16 protein-coding genes and 1 riboswitch are annotated in these 15,154 nt (G+C 67.4%); of the genes, 8 read left to right on the top strand and 8 right to left on the bottom strand.

What is annotated here, in order from left to right:
- Window positions 1-10: 10 nt before the first annotated feature.
- Together ACZ1HC_RS06545 and ACZ1HC_RS06540 are read right to left on the bottom strand one after the other, a co-directional pair.
- The gene (locus ACZ1HC_RS06545; RefSeq protein ID WP_472699265.1) at window positions 11-433 is read right to left on the bottom strand and encodes a GFA family protein; all 423 of its coding nucleotides are present in this window, start codon (window positions 431-433) and stop codon (window positions 11-13) included.
- Window positions 433-1,266 (bottom strand): LOG family protein, encoded by an 834-nt coding sequence (locus tag ACZ1HC_RS06540; RefSeq protein ID WP_472699264.1) that lies wholly within the window; start codon window positions 1,264-1,266, stop codon window positions 433-435. The genes ACZ1HC_RS06545 and ACZ1HC_RS06540 overlap by 1 nt, the downstream gene beginning before the upstream one ends.
- Before the next feature lie 85 nt (window positions 1,267-1,351).
- On the opposite strand from ACZ1HC_RS06540, the gene dapD reads away from it, so the two are divergent.
- The 3 genes from dapD to carB all read left to right on the top strand — a co-directional run bounded on the left by dapD (window position 1,352) and on the right by carB (window position 6,119).
- Window positions 1,352-2,173, top strand: a complete 822-nt coding sequence (gene dapD / locus ACZ1HC_RS06535; protein ID WP_472699263.1) for a 2,3,4,5-tetrahydropyridine-2,6-dicarboxylate N-succinyltransferase — start codon at window positions 1,352-1,354, stop codon at window positions 2,171-2,173.
- Between the two features lie 9 nt (window positions 2,174-2,182).
- Window positions 2,183-2,635, top strand: coding sequence for a YaiI/YqxD family protein (locus tag ACZ1HC_RS06530; protein ID WP_472699262.1), 453 nt, complete (start codon window positions 2,183-2,185; stop codon window positions 2,633-2,635).
- Between the two features lie 145 nt (window positions 2,636-2,780).
- The gene (carB, locus tag ACZ1HC_RS06525; protein ID WP_472699261.1) at window positions 2,781-6,119 is read left to right on the top strand and encodes a carbamoyl-phosphate synthase large subunit; all 3,339 of its coding nucleotides are present in this window, start codon (window positions 2,781-2,783) and stop codon (window positions 6,117-6,119) included.
- A gap of 330 nt (window positions 6,120-6,449) precedes the next feature.
- Here carB and ACZ1HC_RS06520 read toward each other — a convergent pair whose 3' ends face one another.
- From ACZ1HC_RS06520 to ACZ1HC_RS06495, 6 genes are all read right to left on the bottom strand, one after another.
- Window positions 6,450-7,226, bottom strand: a complete 777-nt coding sequence (locus tag ACZ1HC_RS06520; RefSeq protein WP_472699260.1) for a DUF1217 domain-containing protein — start codon at window positions 7,224-7,226, stop codon at window positions 6,450-6,452.
- Window positions 7,227-7,233: 7 nt separating this feature from the next.
- Window positions 7,234-7,638 (bottom strand): flagellar biosynthesis repressor FlbT, encoded by a 405-nt coding sequence (flbT, locus tag ACZ1HC_RS06515; RefSeq protein ID WP_472699259.1) that lies wholly within the window; start codon window positions 7,636-7,638, stop codon window positions 7,234-7,236.
- Window positions 7,635-7,952, bottom strand: coding sequence for a flagellar biosynthesis regulator FlaF (gene flaF, locus ACZ1HC_RS06510; protein WP_472699258.1), 318 nt, complete (start codon window positions 7,950-7,952; stop codon window positions 7,635-7,637). The genes flbT and flaF overlap by 4 nt, the downstream gene beginning before the upstream one ends.
- Before the next feature lie 118 nt (window positions 7,953-8,070).
- On the bottom strand, window positions 8,071-8,913 hold the full coding sequence (locus ACZ1HC_RS06505; protein ID WP_472699257.1) for a flagellin N-terminal helical domain-containing protein: 843 nt from the start codon (window positions 8,911-8,913) through the stop codon (window positions 8,071-8,073).
- Window positions 8,914-9,086: 173 nt separating this feature from the next.
- Window positions 9,087-9,404 (bottom strand): hypothetical protein, encoded by a 318-nt coding sequence (locus ACZ1HC_RS06500; RefSeq protein ID WP_472699256.1) that lies wholly within the window; start codon window positions 9,402-9,404, stop codon window positions 9,087-9,089.
- The gene (locus tag ACZ1HC_RS06495) at window positions 9,401-9,640 is read right to left on the bottom strand and encodes a rod-binding protein (protein WP_472699255.1); all 240 of its coding nucleotides are present in this window, start codon (window positions 9,638-9,640) and stop codon (window positions 9,401-9,403) included. The genes ACZ1HC_RS06500 and ACZ1HC_RS06495 overlap by 4 nt, the downstream gene beginning before the upstream one ends.
- A 104-nt stretch (window positions 9,641-9,744) precedes the next feature.
- On the opposite strand from ACZ1HC_RS06495, the gene ACZ1HC_RS06490 reads away from it, so the two are divergent.
- The 5 genes from ACZ1HC_RS06490 to gcvT all read left to right on the top strand — a co-directional run bounded on the left by ACZ1HC_RS06490 (window position 9,745) and on the right by gcvT (window position 15,151).
- Window positions 9,745-11,091 carry a flagellar hook-length control protein FliK gene (locus ACZ1HC_RS06490; RefSeq protein WP_472699254.1) on the top strand — a complete coding sequence of 449 codons (1,347 nt, stop codon included), beginning with the start codon at window positions 9,745-9,747 and terminating at the stop codon, window positions 11,089-11,091.
- A gap of 12 nt (window positions 11,092-11,103) precedes the next feature.
- Entirely contained in the window at window positions 11,104-11,775 is a 672-nt protein-coding gene (locus tag ACZ1HC_RS06485; RefSeq protein WP_472699253.1) for a flagellar hook capping FlgD N-terminal domain-containing protein, read from the top strand.
- A gap of 350 nt (window positions 11,776-12,125) precedes the next feature.
- Window positions 12,126-12,824, top strand: coding sequence for a ribulose-phosphate 3-epimerase (gene rpe, locus ACZ1HC_RS06480; protein WP_472699252.1), 699 nt, complete (start codon window positions 12,126-12,128; stop codon window positions 12,822-12,824).
- Between the two features lie 53 nt (window positions 12,825-12,877).
- On the top strand, window positions 12,878-13,657 hold the full coding sequence (locus ACZ1HC_RS06475; protein ID WP_472699251.1) for an SDR family oxidoreductase: 780 nt from the start codon (window positions 12,878-12,880) through the stop codon (window positions 13,655-13,657).
- A 127-nt stretch (window positions 13,658-13,784) separates the two neighbouring features.
- A riboswitch (glycine riboswitch) is annotated at window positions 13,785-13,873 on the top strand.
- A gap of 153 nt (window positions 13,874-14,026) precedes the next feature.
- Window positions 14,027-15,151 (top strand): glycine cleavage system aminomethyltransferase GcvT, encoded by a 1,125-nt coding sequence (gcvT, locus tag ACZ1HC_RS06470; protein WP_472699250.1) that lies wholly within the window; start codon window positions 14,027-14,029, stop codon window positions 15,149-15,151.
- Window positions 15,152-15,154: the final 3 nt, after the last annotated feature.

Here is a 15,154-nt window from a genome sequence, read left to right as displayed (position 1 = left end):
GCCGCTGCTTCTAGTCGCGTTCGAAACGTAGCACGCCTGCGCGGCGCGGACCCAAGCTGGTATCCGACGGGTGCGAAACCCCGTCCATGACCGGCACCTCGGAGAAATCAAAGGGGCTGACGCCTTCGATGCAGGCCACGTTGACTCCGAACTCTTGCGGGTTAGACCGGCGCTGATGGTGGGTATAGATACCGCAGGCCTTGCAGAAATAATGTTTCGCCGTTCCGGTGTTGAACTGGTAAAGCGTCAGGTGATCTTCGCCTGAGACCACTACCATGTCGGCTACCCGGGCAGACACCGCGATCGCACCGCGCATTCGGCAATAGGAACAGGTGCAGCGGCGGGCGGTCGCGAAGCCGTCGCTCAGCCTGACCCGGAGGTGAACCGCGCCGCAGTGGCAGGCGACATCGTATGAAGTCCGATCCTCCGGCATCAAGCCTTCTCCCACCCATCAATCACCGCCACCGCCTCCTCGGCGGTTTCGACGTAGCGCATCAGCCCCAGATCTTCCTCGCTGATCGTTCCGGCCTCGGCCAACCCCTTCCAGTTGACGATCCCCTCCCAGAAGTCGCGGCCGAACAGCAGGAACGGCACCCGGGCCATGCGGCCGGTCTGGATCAGGGTCAGGGCCTCGAACATCTCGTCCAGGGTGCCGAAGCCGCCGGGGAAGATGGTGATCGCCCGCGCGCGCATCAGGAAATGCATCTTGCGGATCGCGAAATAGTGGAAGTTGAAGCACAGCTCCGGCGTCACGTAGCGGTTCGGCGCCTGTTCGTGCGGCAGAACGATGCCCAGGCCGATAGACTTGCCGCCGACCTGATGCGCGCCCAGGTTGCCCGCCTCCATCACGCCGGGGCCGCCGCCGGTGGCGATGACGAAGTCGCGTCCCCCGGTCTGCAGGCTGCGGCGGGTCATTTCCTGCGCGAAAAGCCGCGCCTGTTCGTAATAGGCCGACAGCTTCGCCAGCATGGGCGTACGGGCAAGGCCCGCGTTTTCGGGCGACGGGATGCGCGCGCCGCCGAACATCACCACGGTCGATTCCACCCCGGCCTCGTCCAGCAGCATCTGCGGCTTGAGCAGTTCCAGTTGCAGCCGGACGGGGCGCAGTTCCTCGCGCAGCAGGAAGTCGCGGTCGGTGAAGGCCAGCCGGTAGGCGGGGGAACGCGTCTGCGGGGTATCCGGGATATGCCGGACGCGGGCCGCATCCTCGTCGCTGTGCGGCAAGGGGTGGGCCCGGTCCTCGGGGCGGTCGGTCGCGTCGTTCATCGGATCCTCGGATTGCACGGGCCTTGTGTCAGGCTTATAGCCCCGGTGAAGCAGTTTCCACCCGCCGCAGACCCGAGAGAGAGCCATGACCCAAGCACTTGAGACCGCCATCGAGGCCGCGTGGGAGAACCGCGCCGCGATCGACGCCGGCACCACCGGCCCGGTCCGCGAGGCGGTCGAGGAAACCCTGGCGCGGCTGGACAGCGGCGAGATCCGCGTGGCCGAGAAGCGCGGCGGCGACTGGCACGTGAACCAGTGGGCGAAGAAGGCGGTGCTGCTGTCCTTCCGCCTGAACGACATGGAGCAGATGGCCGGCGGTCCGCAGGGCGGCAGCTGGTGGGACAAGGTGCCGTCGAAATTCGCGGGCTGGGACGACAAGCAGTGGCGCGCGTCGGGCTTTCGCGCGGTGCCCGGCGCCATCGTGCGGCGCAGCGCCTTCATCGGCAAGGGCGCGGTGCTGATGCCGTCCTTCGTGAACCTGGGCGCCCATGTCGGCGAGGGCACGATGGTCGATACCTGGGCCACCGTCGGATCCTGTGCGCAGATCGGCCGCAACGTGCATCTGTCCGGCGGCGTCGGCATCGGCGGCGTCCTGGAGCCGCTGCAGGCCGGCCCGACCATCATCGAGGACGACTGCTTCATCGGCGCCCGGTCCGAGGTGGTCGAGGGCTGCATCATCCGCGAAGGGTCCGTACTGGGCATGGGCGTCTTCATCGGCCAGTCCACCAAGATCGTCGATCGCGAGACCGGTGCGGTGATGTATGGCGAGGTTCCCGCGGGATCCGTCGTGGTGGCGGGCTCGATGCCGTCCCGCAACGGGGTCAGCCTCTATTGCGCGGTGATCGTCAAGCGGGTGGATGCGGGAACCCGGTCCAAGACCTCGATCAACGAACTGCTGCGCGACTGAAGGCCGGGGGTGACGACGCTTTACATCGACGCCGACGCCTGCCCGGTCAAGGCCGAGGCGGAGCGCGTGGCCACGCGGCTGCGCGTGCCGATGGTGCTGGTCTGCAATGGCGGGCTGCGGCCCCCGGCCAATCCGCTGGTCAGCCTGAAGATCGTCGCCGAAGGCCCGGACGAGGCCGACAAGTGGATCGCCGATCAATGCGGGCCGGGCGACGTGGTGGTGACGGGCGACCTGCCGCTGGCGGACCGCTGCCTCAAGGCCAAGGCGCGGGTCCTGACCCATGCGGGAGAGGTGCTGAGCATCGCCAATATCGGCCCCCGCCTGGCCACGCGCGACCTGATGGCGGATCTGCGGGGCGCCGATCCGTTCCTGCAGGGCGGCGGCCCGGCATTTTCGAAGGCCGACCGCTCGCGCTTCCTGCAGGTGCTGGACCGGGAACTGGGCGCGGCCCTGCGCGGCTGACCGGGACGCGGCGCAGCCTGAACGGGCATCGCCCGGCGAAAACGCCGCAGTCCTGCGGTCCGACCTTGCGGTCCGACCGCGCATGGCTATAACCCCGGACGATTTGTCCAAGCCCCGGCACGCCGCCGCCCGAAGGATCACAGCCATGCCGAAAAGAACCGATATCAAGTCGATCCTGATCATCGGCGCGGGCCCCATCGTGATCGGCCAGGCCTGCGAGTTCGACTATTCCGGGGCCCAGGCCTGCAAGGCGCTGCGCGAGGAAGGCTATCGGGTGATCCTGGTCAACTCGAACCCCGCGACGATCATGACCGACCCGGAAATGGCCGACGCGACCTATATCGAGCCGATCACCCCCGAGATCGTCGAGAAGATCATCGCCAAGGAACGCCCCGATGCGCTGCTGCCGACGATGGGCGGGCAGACCGGGCTGAACACGGCCCTGGCCCTGGCGGACATGGGCGTGCTGAACCGCTATGGCGTGGAACTGATCGGCGCACAGCGCGCCGCCATCGAGATGGCCGAGGACCGCAAGCTGTTCCGCGAGGCGATGGACCGGATCGGCCTGGAAAACCCCAAGGCGACCATCGTGGCCGCGCCCCGGCTGGCGAACGGCAAATACGACATCACCGCCGGCGTCCAGCAGGCGATGGAGGCGCTGGAGGAGATCGGCCTGCCGGCGATCATCCGCCCCGCCTTCACCCTGGGCGGCACCGGCGGCGGCGTGGCCTACAACCGCGACGACTATGAACGGATCGTGCGCTCGGGCCTGGATGCCTCGCCGGTGGCGCAGGTGCTGGTGGACGAGTCGCTGCTGGGCTGGAAGGAATACGAGATGGAGGTGGTGCGCGATCGCAACGACAACGCCATCATCGTCTGCTCGATCGAGAACGTCGATCCGATGGGCGTCCATACCGGCGATTCCATCACCGTGGCGCCGGCCCTGACGCTGACCGACCGCGAATACCAGATCATGCGCAACGGCTCGATCGCCGTGCTGCGCGAGATCGGCGTCGAGACCGGCGGATCCAACGTGCAATGGGCCGTCAACCCGGCCGACGGCCGCATGGTCGTGATCGAGATGAACCCGCGCGTGTCGCGGTCCTCGGCGCTTGCCTCGAAGGCGACCGGCTTTCCCATCGCCAAGATCGCCGCGAAGCTGGCCGTGGGCTATACGCTGGACGAACTGGACAACGACATCACCAAGGTCACGCCCGCCTCGTTCGAGCCGTCCATCGACTATGTCGTGACCAAGATTCCGCGTTTCGCCTTCGAGAAGTTTCCCGGAGCCAAGCCCGAACTGACCACCGCCATGAAATCGGTGGGCGAGGTCATGGCGATCGGCCGCAGCTTCCACGAGTCGCTGCAAAAGGCGCTGAGTTCGATGGAGAACGGCCTGACCGGCCTGGACGAGATCGCCATCGAGGGCGCGGCCGACCAGGGCAAGCCCGCCGTCATCGCCGCGCTGTCCCGCGCCACCCCCGACCGCATCCGCGTCATCGCCGAAGCCATGCGGTTCGGCTTGACCAATGACGAAATCCAGCGCGTGACCAGCTTCGACCCCTGGTTCCTGGCCCGCATCCGCGAGATCGTCGATGCCGAACACAGGCTGCGCCATGAGGGTCTGCCGACCGATGCCGACGGCCTGCGCGCCGTCAAGATGATGGGTTTCACCGATGCGCGGCTAGCCCATCTGACCGGCCGGACCGAGGCCGAGATCCGCCGGATCCGCCGCGACGCGGGGGTGCTGCCCGTCTTCAAGCGCATCGACACCTGCGCCGCCGAATTCGAGGCGCAGACCCCCTACATGTATTCCACCTATGAAGCCCCGGCGATGGGCGACGTGGAATGCGAAGCCCGCCCGAGCGAGGCCCGCAAGGTCGTGATCCTGGGCGGCGGCCCGAACCGGATCGGCCAGGGGATCGAGTTCGACTATTGCTGCTGTCACGCCTGCTTCGCCCTGACCGCGGCGGGCTACGAGACCATCATGGTCAACTGCAACCCCGAAACCGTGTCCACGGACTACGACACCTCGGACCGCCTGTATTTCGAGCCCCTGACGCTGGAGCACGTGCTGGAGATCCTGCGCGTCGAACAGGAAAAGGGCACGCTGCACGGCGTCATCGTGCAGTTCGGCGGGCAGACGCCGCTGAAGCTCGCCAAGGCGCTCGAGGCCGAGGGCATCCCGATCCTGGGAACGACGCCCGACGCCATCGACCTGGCCGAGGATCGCGAGCGGTTCCAGAAGCTGCTCGACGATCTGGGGCTGAAGCAGCCGGTCAACGGCATCGCCCGGTCCGACGACCAGGCGATCAGGATCGCCGAACGCATCGGCTTTCCGCTGGTGATCCGCCCCTCCTATGTCCTGGGCGGGCGCGCGATGGAGATCGTGCGCGACATGGACCACCTGCGCCGCTACATCACCGAGGCGGTCAGCGTCTCGGGCAGGAACCCGGTGCTGCTGGACAGCTATCTGTCCGGCGCGATCGAGGTCGATGTGGACGCGCTGTCGGATGGCCAGCATGTCCATGTCGCGGGCATCATGGAACATATCGAGGAAGCGGGCGTCCATTCGGGCGACAGCGCCTGCTGCCTGCCACCCCACACGCTGGATGCCGACACCGTCGGCGAGTTGAAGCGCCAGACGGTCGCGCTGGCCCGGGCGCTGAAGGTCAGGGGCCTGATGAACGTCCAGTTCGCGCTGAAGGACGGGGCGATCTACGTGCTCGAGGTGAACCCGCGGGCCTCGCGCACGGTGCCCTTCGTGGCCAAGGCCACCGACAGCGCCATCGCCAGCATCGCCGCGCGGCTGATGGCGGGCGAACCGCTGTCGAACTTTCCCCTGCGCGACCCCTATCCGGCGGGTGTCGGCCCCGAGACCGACCTGCCCTTTGCCGATCCGCTGACGCTGGCCGATCCGATCACGCCCTGGTTTTCGGTCAAGGAGGCGGTTCTGCCCTTTGCCCGTTTCCCCGGTGTCGACACGCTGCTGGGGCCCGAGATGCGCTCCACCGGCGAGGTGATGGGCTGGGACCGCAACTTCGCGCGCGCGTTTCTCAAGGCGCAGATGGGCGCAGGAACCCACCTGCCCGCGGAAGGGCGGGTGTTCATTTCCGTCAAGGACGCCGACAAGACCGAGGCGCTGGCCAATGCCGCCCGCGATCTGGCCGCGATGGGCTTCCAACTGGTCGCCACCTCCGGCACTGCAGAGTTCCTGGGGGCCGCCGGGGTCGAAACCGCGCCGGTGAACAAGGTCTACGAGGGTCGTCCGAACATCGTAGACCGCCTGAAGAACGGCGAGATCGCCATGGTCCTGAACACCACCGAGGGCGTCCAGGCCATCGCCGATTCCCGGGAAATCCGTGCCGTCGCGCTGTACGACAAGATCCCCTACTTCACTACGGCCGCCGGCAGCATCGCGGCCGTCGCCGCCATCAAGTCGCGCGAGGAAGGGGAAGTCGGCGTCCGCAGCCTTCAGGCCTGAGAAGGTCAGGATCGCAGCGGGATGCCGGGGTTCTTCGGCATCAACCTGCGACACGGACCGCGGCCCGAAGGCGGTTCCCGGCGCTCTGGGGATGCAAACATTCGCCAGATGTCGCCAAGGCTGCCGAACCCGTTCGGTCACGGTGTGCGCGCCCTCTGGGCAAGGGCGCTTGAGCCAGAGCGCGGCAGCCGAGCCCTGTCACCGGCCGAGACAGGGATCCCCTGTCTTCCTGCTGGATGCTCGGCAGAGCCGCGCCCGCAGGACTGCCTGTATCCATCATCCGAAGCGCCGCAGCCAGGGGTCTGCACAGGCCCTCCGGCAGGCCTTTGGTCACGCCTGGCGGGAGAGCAGCGTCAGGGCAGCGGTATAGCGATTGCTGGTGGTGGTGGTCTGAACCTGCGAAAGCGCCAGGTAGCGGGTAACCAGCTTGTCAATGGACGCATCGGCGGCAATCTTCGAGAAGCTGCTGCTGCCCAGCACCCGTTCGGAAGCCGACATGAACAATTCCAGTTGACGATCAACGGGCAGGCTTGTCACCGACTTGTTCAGCCCGAAGGCGCCCGCAAAGACTGTCCGCAGCGGCTCGTTGCCCAAAACCTCGTACCACATCGTCCGGTCGCTCGAACTGCGGGCGCCGAATTCCTTGATCTCGTTTCGGGCGTTCAGCGCCAGACGATAGGTCTCGTTGCCTTCGCCGACCCGCTTCTCGAACTCGCGCTGGACATAGGATGTTGCAATCGTCTCTGCCGCCTTGGCGTCGGTGCCGCGCGTCTGGAAGGCCTTGGCCAGCTTCAGATAGCGCTTGTCCCCCAAGCGGTTGGCCAGCGAGGCGTTATCGCCCAGATCGGATTCCAGAACCTTGCGGATGAAGGCCCGGTTGGGCGCATCCTGGTCCAACCCGAAGGCCCCCAAGGCCACCTGAAGCATCTTGTAGTCGCCTACCAGGTCCTCGGCAGATGTCGAGGCAGTCAGATTCTCGCGGAAATAGCCGGTGGCACGCTGCACGGCCGGATCGGACCTCGTCACCTCGACATGGCGCGCCTCCATTCGTTGCAGGACGCGCCAGCCTGCCAAGCCGCCCAGTCCGACCGAAATGGTTCCGCTCATGGCGTCCTCATTGGCGGCGCGCCTGGAGCAGGAGATCCTCGCGCGGGATCAGTTCGCGCAGCCTCCGCAGCGCGGGATAGAAGCCGCCCTCCTCGACGCTGGTCGCGGCCTCCCGCAGGGTCGCCTGGCTCGCGCCGTCCTCGAAGACCGGCATCAGCTGGGCGATTGCCAGAAGCAGCTGCCGCTTGCCCTCGGCCGGTTCGGCATCCCCCGAGAGCACGAGCTGGGCGATATAGCAGGCCCGGCGCACGGGGGTGTTGGCGCGATCGGGATGGATCGCATCCTTGAGCCGAAGGACATTCGCGTTGGGCGTGCGGATCGCGATCTTCGATCTGCGATCGCCGTTTTCGATGACCGCGCCGTTGATCAGCACGCGCTCATTGGGCGCAAGCTTCAGGACGAGGCCGCTCATGTCGTGGGTTCCTGCCGCAGGCCCCGCATCATCGCCATGTTGATGTCGATAAGGGGTGCAAGGCTTCTCTTGTCCGACAGCGCCTTGTGGCCATAGCGAAGGGCGAAACCTGCCAGCGACAGCAGCCCCGCCCGGACCTGATCCGGCAGGCGGTTCCCGTCGTCGGCCAGATCCGAGGCGAGGATCGTCCACAATTCGTTGTTCTTGTGAAGCGCCGCGATCCTGTCGGCGCCCGCTTCATCCGCGGCGGCCTGCCGCAGCATCCGGGTGACACGGGAAAAGACGTCGTATTCGGCATCGCGCGCGGTACGCACAACGCTGCTGCCGTAGCCATTGTTGGAAAAAGACGGGACCGCGTTCAAGGTTGATCATCCTGATCTGAAGGGTCTGTGACGTAGGGGCGCCTTTCGGGCGCCCCGGCGGTATTTTCAATCAGCGGAACAGCGACAGGATCGCGGACGGCGCCTGGTTGGCGATCGACAGCGCCTGGATGCCAAGCTGCTGCTGCGTCTGCAGCGCCTGCAGGCGCGCCGAGGCTTCCTCCATGTCGGCATCGACCAGCGATCCGATCCCCGCCTTCAGCGAGTCCGCCAGCTTGCCCACGAAATTCGATTGATCAGCGATCCGCTTGCCTGCCGAACCGAGATCGGCAGCCCCCTTAACGGCAACGTCGATCAAAGCTTCAATCTGACCAATCGCGGACGCAGCAGTTGCACGATCAGTGATGGTATTTACAGTTGTCAGGTCCAAACCGGCTTCGAAGTTAACCGACGCCACTTGAATATTGCCTGCACCCGTGGCCGCGACGCCGTTCGTGCGATTAAGCGACCCGAGAACGGTGAATGAAGTGTTCGATCCAGTGGGGTTGGTTTTCAGCAGGTTCACGCCATTCAACTGCGTTCCTGCGATGATGCTCGTGATCTGCTCTTTCTTCTTGGCAATATCAGTCTGGATCTTGCCGAAATCAGCCGCGTCGTTGGCGCCACCGATCGCCAGATCCTTCATTTCGTTAAGGAGCTGGGTAACCTGCTCGGCGCCTGCACGAGCAGTGCCAACAACGGCATCGGCGACGTTCAGGTTCGCCTGGATCGCCTTTGCGGCCGACTGGTCGGTTTCCATGACCTTGGAGATGGCCCAGACGGCGGCGTTATCCTTGGCCGTGTTGATGGATTTGCCGGTCGAGATCTCGGACTGCGCCTTGTTCAGGCCGGCGTTCACGTTCTTCAGGGTCTGCAGCGCGACGATGGCGCCGTTGTTGGTCAGAATACTGGACATCTTATCCTCAGATATAGGGGATGCTTTGCATCCACGGTTTTGACGATCTGGCCTTCTGACCCTGGGCGTTTATCCCTGTGCCGCTTTTGGCATGACCGCAGTCCTAGCAGCCGGTGATTGATGGATAGTGAATTCCCGCCCCGCCCTCAAATCCCGAACACCGAGGATTTTACTTAAAACCGTTGCGCCAGGCTGGCATTGGTCGGGGTGTTGCGGCGCTGGCCTGCCTGATCGTAGGTTTGCAGGCTGCGGGCGTTCTGCACGATCTCGCGGATCTGGTCGATGGCCCGCTGCGTGCCCCGCGCCGAATCCTGCGCCAGCCGAAGCAGGTGCTGCAGCGACTGGTCGACCTGCGCCCTGGCCTCGGCCTCGAGGCCGTCGCGTTCGAACCGACGGGCCAAGGCCTCGATCCGGGCAAGCGCAAGCACCGCGTCGCCGGCGATCACGGCCTGGCCGATGCTGTCGAGAAGCTCTCGATGTCTGGGATTCATGAGGCCAGCCCTTTCCCAAGCCCCAGGTCCATCTGGCGCGCCAGGGCGGCGGCCTGTTCCTGGATCAGGAAAGACGAAAACTGGTCCTCGCCGATCCCGCCGCCGAAGGCGCCGGACAGGGATTTGGGTCCGCAGTATTTCAGCATTTCTTCAAGAAAAGCCTGTTCAAGCTGTTCTGCGGGATTGGGACGGGGGAAAACGGATACGAGTCCTGGTGAGGCGGGATTAACCTGCATGAGAGCATCCTGATTGCGGTGATTTTCAGGATTAGCCGCTTGCGGTAAATAAATCGTAAGGTCTTTCCTCTATTTCCTGTCCTGTCAGTTCGGGGAATCGGACCATGTCAGAGCGTTTTTCGTTACCGATCGCATCTATTGCCCAGATCCCGCCCTTGGCGGATCCCGTGGTCGAGGGCGTGGAGGTCCCGCCCAGCGACTTCACGATCGAGGAGGTGGAGCTTGCCCGCCTTCCCGAGGAGGATCCGTCCCCAGGGCTTGCCGCGAACGCGCCCATGCCACCGGACCCCTTGCAGATGCTGATCGAGGGGTTGTCGGGGATCACCGCCGCGTTGCGCCAGCCCCCGCAGGCGGATGGGGCGCAGGCGGCGTCGGCCTTGTCGCCGCGGGCCGGGGTCGCCCTGCCCGACAGGGCGATCGCCCCGATGGTCGAGACTGCCCCTGCGCCAACTCTCGCTGGGGATCCTGGCGCGGAGGCGCCCGCAGCCCCCGATTCGGCCTTGGCACCGACCCCGCCCGAGGCTTCCCCGGCAATGCCCGCACGGCTACCCTTGGCGGAGGAGGCGCCACCGGCCGCCGAGGCGACGGAGGCGGGGGGCGTGGCGCCGCGGCCAGACCAGCCCGCGGTCGCCGTGACGACCGAATCGGATGGGCCGGGGCAGCCGCAGGCGACGCTGCCGGCCCCGGTGCAGCCCCTGCTGCGGACATTGAAGGCAGATCCCTCCCGGGCCGCATCTGCGGAACCAACCAGAGCCTCCGCTTCGGCCGCGGGCGAGCTCCCGTTGCCCTGGCCCGAGGCGCCGACTCATGGCCTGCCCCTGGCAGCGACGTCCCAGACCACCAAGGCGGGGCGGCGGGACGAGGGCGTCGAAGTCGCCCTGGAAGCCGAGGATCCCGGCCGGCTGAGGGTGGAAGTGGCGGGCACCGACCAGCCCCTGGCCGGGGATCCGGCGCGGGAACTGGCCGGGGCCGTGACATCGGACCTTGCCGCGCCCCTGACGGGGGCGCCGCGCGATGTGGCGTCGGCCGTGCCGCACCCGCCCCTTCACCGCGTGCCGATGGCCGCGGTGGCGCGCCAGATCGCCGACGCGGTCGTGACGGCGCGAGAGGACCGCATCGAGATCACCCTGGCGCCCGAGGAACTGGGCCGGATCCGCATGATCATGTCGGGTCCCGAACACAGCCCGCACGTCCTGATCTGGGCCGAGCGGCCCGAGGTGCTGGACCAGTTGCGCCGCAACACCGCCTTCCTGCAGGAATGTCTGGGCGATGCCGGCATGGCCGAGGCCTCGGTCGATTTCCAGGGCGATGGTGGAAGCCGTGACGGCGCCGGCGACCGGCGGGCCCTGCCCGATGCGCCCCCGCCGGGCGCCGAACTGCCCGACACCGTTCACCGGCCCGTGGTCTGGACGCCCCTGGCGATACCGGCCCGGCTCGACATCCGCATCTGAAAGGAGAACCGCATGGTTTCTGCAATCGCCAATCCGGTCGCCTCGCCTGGGGCGGCACCTGGCTCGACCTCGGGGGCTTCGGCGGCCGCCACTGCGGCCTCGGCCAACTTCGACACCTTCCTGAAGATGCTGACGACGCAGCTGAAAAGCCAGGATCCCCTCAACCCCATGGAAAGCAGCGATTTTGCCGTCCAGCTTGCCACCTTCTCGGGCGTCGAGCAGCAGGCCCAGACCAACAAGCTCCTGGAGACGATGGTCATGCAGGCCGGCGGCAGCCTGGGCCAGATCGCGGACTGGATCGGCAAGGAGGTCCGCACCACCCGCCCGGTCTGGTTCGGCGACGAGCCGCTGACGCTGGACATCGCGCCCGACAGCCGCGCCGACAGCGTCACGCTGGTCACCCTGAACGAATCAGGCCGAGAGGTGCTGAGAGAGGAAATCGGCCCCGGCGAGGGGCAGATCGACTGGCTGGGGCGCGACGACCTGGGTCAGAAGGTGGCCGATGGGCGCTATTCGTTCGTCATCGAAAGCAGCCGCGCGGGCGAAGTCATTGCCCAGGCGCCCGCAGGCGCCTATGTGCGCGTCGCCGAGGCCGAGGTCGGCCCCCAGGGGATCGAGCTGATCTTCCAGGGCGGCGGATCGGCCCCCGCCAGCGAGATCGAGGCCCTGCGCGAGCCTGACTGACCCTTCACCTGAGGGCTGCGGCAGCGGGCCGGAACCCCGGCGCGTCCCTGGGCGACGACCGGAACCCGAGTTGCCAGACGGCGCCCGCTGATGACCTTGGGCCGCGCGGCGGGCCCCGTTGCCGCTTTGCCTCCGGGATGTCCCGCGACAGGTTGGCGCGTCGCCGGGCGCCAGACTAAACTCCAACGCTTCTGGACCAGGAGCGCGGCAGTGTGCGGTGGACCCAGCCAGCCTCGGCGGGCGCCTTGCGGCGTGGCCACCGCCGGCGGGATCCTTCAAGCCCGGCGGGCTTGACGGGACCCGCCAGACCGGGCAGGCGATGTGGCAGGCCGCCGAACCGGGGATCCGCCATGAGCTTTGACCGCAGCATCAAGATCGCACCCTCGATCCTGTCCGCAGATTTCGCCGATTTCGCCCGAGAGATCCGCGCCATCGAGGATCAGGGCGCAGACTGGGTTCATGTGGACGTGATGGACGGGCATTTCGTCCCGAACCTGACCTTCGGCCCCCCGGCCGTGAAGGCCTTCCGCCCGCATGTGAAGACGGTCATGGACGTGCATCTAATGATCGCGCCCGTGGATCCCTTCATCGAGGCCTATGCCGAGGCGGGCGCCGACATGATCACCGCCCATGTCGAGGCCGGGCCGCATCCGCACCGGACCCTTCAGGCGATCCGCGCCACCGGCCGGAAGGCCGGCATCGCCCTGAATCCCGGCACGCCGGTCGAGGCGGTCGAATACCTGCTGGATCTGGCCGACATGGTGCTGGTGATGACGGTGAACCCGGGTTTCGGCGGGCAGAGGTTCATCCACGCCCAGATCGACAAGATCGCCCGGCTGCGCGGCACGATCGGCGACCGGCCGATCCATCTCCAGGTGGATGGCGGCGTCGATCCCCAGACCGCGCCCGCCGTGGTCCGGGCGGGGGCGGATGTGCTGGTGGCGGGATCGGCGGTCTTCAAGGGCGGCTCGGTCGGCCAGCCGCAGGTCTATGGCAGCAACATCCGCGCGCTCCGCGACGCCGCGCGACGGGCCGCCGAAGCCGTTTGACAATCCGCCCGCAGCCGCGTTTCTTTCGTGCGGAAACAGGCGGGGGACGACGGATGGATCTGGGCATCAGGGGAAAGCGCGGGCTGGTCTGCGCCGCATCGAAGGGGCTGGGGCGCGGCTGCGCCGAGGCCTTGGCGGAAGCGGGCGTGGATCTGGTCATCAACAGCCGGACCGAGGCCGACATCACCCGCGTCGCCGAGGACATCGCGACCCGGTACGGCGTCAGCGTCACCCCCGTCGCGGCGGACATCGCCACCGAGGAGGGCCGGGCCCGGGTGCTGGAGGCCGTGGGTCAGGCCGATATCCTGGTGAACAACGCCGGCGGCCCGCCCCCGGGCGACTGGCGCCACTGGACCCGCGACGACTTCATCCGCGCCATCGACGCCAACATGCTGTCGGCCGTGGCCCTGATGCAGGCCTTGGTCCCCGGGATGATGGATCGCGGCTGGGGCCGCGTGGTCAACATCACCTCGCAATCCGTCCGTTCGCCCATCGCGGTGCTGGGGCTGTCGAATTCGGCCCGTGCGGGTCTTACGGCCTTTGTCGCGGGCATGTCGCGGCAGGTTGCGGGGCACGGCGTCTGCGTGAACAACCTCCTGCCCGGCATCCACGCAACCGCCCGCGCCGACAGCCTGGACAAGAGCGTGTCGGACAGGGAAGGCATCAGCATCGAGGACGCGCGCCGCCGGCGGCAGGCCGCCATTCCGGTCGGCACCTATGGCACCGCCGAGGATTTCGGCGCGGCCTGCGCCTTCCTGTGCAGCCAGCAGGCCAGGTTCATCGTCGGCCAGAACATCGTCCTGGACGGCGGGGCCGCGAACCTGACCATCTAGCCGCTGCGCCCCGCAACCAAGGGTTGCCGCACCGCGCCAGCCCGCCGCGGAACGGGGCGAAAGCGGTCGGGGGGCGGGGCGGTGACAAAAGGCTTGCCTTGTTCCTGCGGCGCGGATAGCTCTCGGGCATCGGAACTCGGGAGAAGCTGGCCCGCGCCAGTGCCGAAGGAGCAGCCGCCCCGGCGAACTCTCAGGCAGAAGGACCGTTTTCCGTCAGAAGCTCTGGAGAGTGGCCGATCAGGCCCGCCGAAGGGATAACGATCTCAGGCGCCCGGACGGTTACGGCCGGCGGGCAGGGACAGAGGGGGCATCGACCGGGCCATCGCCCGCAACCCGATGCCGGCTGTCCGGCTGTTCGAAGGAGGTCACATGACCGACGATCCGCGCCGGACGGGGCTTTACGATCTGCATGTCGCGCTTGGTGCCCGCATGGTGCCCTTTGCAGGATGGTCTATGCCGGTGCAATACCCCACGGGCGTCCTGGCCGAGCATCTGCACACGCGCGCCAAGGCAGGCCTGTTCGACGTCAGCCACATGGGCCAGATTCTGGTGACGCCGCGCGACGGCCGCCCCGAAACCGCCGCGCTTGCCCTGGAAAGCCTGATCCCCGCGGATGTCCTGGGTCTGGCGCCGGGCCGGCAGCGTTACGGGCTTCTGACAGGCGAGACAGGCGGGATTCTGGACGACCTGATGTTCGCCAACCGAGGCGATTATTTCCTGCTGGTGGTGAACGCCGCCTGTGCGCAACAGGATATCGCGCATCTGCAAAAGCTGGACGGGGTGACGGTGACGCCCGTCACGGATCGCGGGCTGCTGGCGCTGCAAGGTCCGCTTGCCGCCGAGGTGCTGGCCCGGCTGGTGCCCGCGGTGGCCGACATGCGCTTCATGGACAGCCGGATCCAGTCTTGGGACGGCGAGGACCTGTGGATGTCGCGGTCCGGCTATACCGGCGAGGACGGGTTCGAGATCTCGGTCCCCGAGGCGCGGCTGCGTGATTTCGCGCAGGCGCTGCTGGACCAGCCCGAGGTCGCGCCGATCGGTCTGGGCGCACGCGACAGCCTGCGGCTGGAGGCCGGGATGCCGCTTTACGGGCATGACATGGACGACGGCGTGACCCCCGCCCAGGCGGCTCTGGGCTGGTCGATCCCCAAGGTCCGGCGGCGGGGCGGCGCGCGTGCCGGCGGCTTCCCCGGCGCCGAGGCGATCCTGGCGGAACTGGCGGATGGCCCGGTGGTGATGCGGCGCGGGCTGCGCCCCGAAGGCCGCGCCCCGATCCGAGAGGGCGTGGCGATCTATCGCGAAGCCGCCGGAGGCGAGCCGATCGGCCATGTCTCGTCCGGCGGCTTCGGCCCCTCGGTCGGCGGTCCCGTCGCGATGGCGCGCCTGCCTGCCGATCTGCCCGGGGGCGCGATCGTCCATGCCGACCTGCGCGGCAAGCGGCTGCCGGTGGCCGTCGTCGCCCTGCCTTTCGTCACCCCCTCTTACAAACGCTGAGGA

This window comes from Paracoccus sp. BR5-17 (assembly GCF_055693925.1).
Note: the sequence above shows the minus strand (reverse complement) of the source record. Positions and strands in the feature narration are given on the sequence as shown.

What these genes read in the sequence shown, in the direction of transcription:
- ACZ1HC_RS06545 (WP_472699265.1), bottom strand. Translation starts at nt 433, where the DNA reads ATGCCGGAGGATCGGACTTCATACGATGTCGCCTGCCACTGCGGCGCG.
- ACZ1HC_RS06540 (WP_472699264.1), bottom strand. Translation starts at nt 1,266, where the DNA reads ATGAACGACGCGACCGACCGCCCCGAGGACCGGGCCCACCCCTTGCCG.
- dapD (WP_472699263.1), top strand. Translation starts at nt 1,352, where the DNA reads ATGACCCAAGCACTTGAGACCGCCATCGAGGCCGCGTGGGAGAACCGC.
- carB (WP_472699261.1), top strand. Translation starts at nt 2,781, where the DNA reads ATGCCGAAAAGAACCGATATCAAGTCGATCCTGATCATCGGCGCGGGC.
- ACZ1HC_RS06520 (WP_472699260.1), bottom strand. Translation starts at nt 7,226, where the DNA reads ATGAGCGGAACCATTTCGGTCGGACTGGGCGGCTTGGCAGGCTGGCGC.
- flbT (WP_472699259.1), bottom strand. Translation starts at nt 7,638, where the DNA reads ATGAGCGGCCTCGTCCTGAAGCTTGCGCCCAATGAGCGCGTGCTGATC.
- ACZ1HC_RS06505 (WP_472699257.1), bottom strand. Translation starts at nt 8,913, where the DNA reads ATGTCCAGTATTCTGACCAACAACGGCGCCATCGTCGCGCTGCAGACC.
- ACZ1HC_RS06500 (WP_472699256.1), bottom strand. Translation starts at nt 9,404, where the DNA reads ATGAATCCCAGACATCGAGAGCTTCTCGACAGCATCGGCCAGGCCGTG.
- ACZ1HC_RS06495 (WP_472699255.1), bottom strand. Translation starts at nt 9,640, where the DNA reads ATGCAGGTTAATCCCGCCTCACCAGGACTCGTATCCGTTTTCCCCCGT.
- ACZ1HC_RS06490 (WP_472699254.1), top strand. Translation starts at nt 9,745, where the DNA reads ATGTCAGAGCGTTTTTCGTTACCGATCGCATCTATTGCCCAGATCCCG.
- ACZ1HC_RS06485 (WP_472699253.1), top strand. Translation starts at nt 11,104, where the DNA reads ATGGTTTCTGCAATCGCCAATCCGGTCGCCTCGCCTGGGGCGGCACCT.
- rpe (WP_472699252.1), top strand. Translation starts at nt 12,126, where the DNA reads ATGAGCTTTGACCGCAGCATCAAGATCGCACCCTCGATCCTGTCCGCA.
- ACZ1HC_RS06475 (WP_472699251.1), top strand. Translation starts at nt 12,878, where the DNA reads ATGGATCTGGGCATCAGGGGAAAGCGCGGGCTGGTCTGCGCCGCATCG.
- gcvT (WP_472699250.1), top strand. Translation starts at nt 14,027, where the DNA reads ATGACCGACGATCCGCGCCGGACGGGGCTTTACGATCTGCATGTCGCG.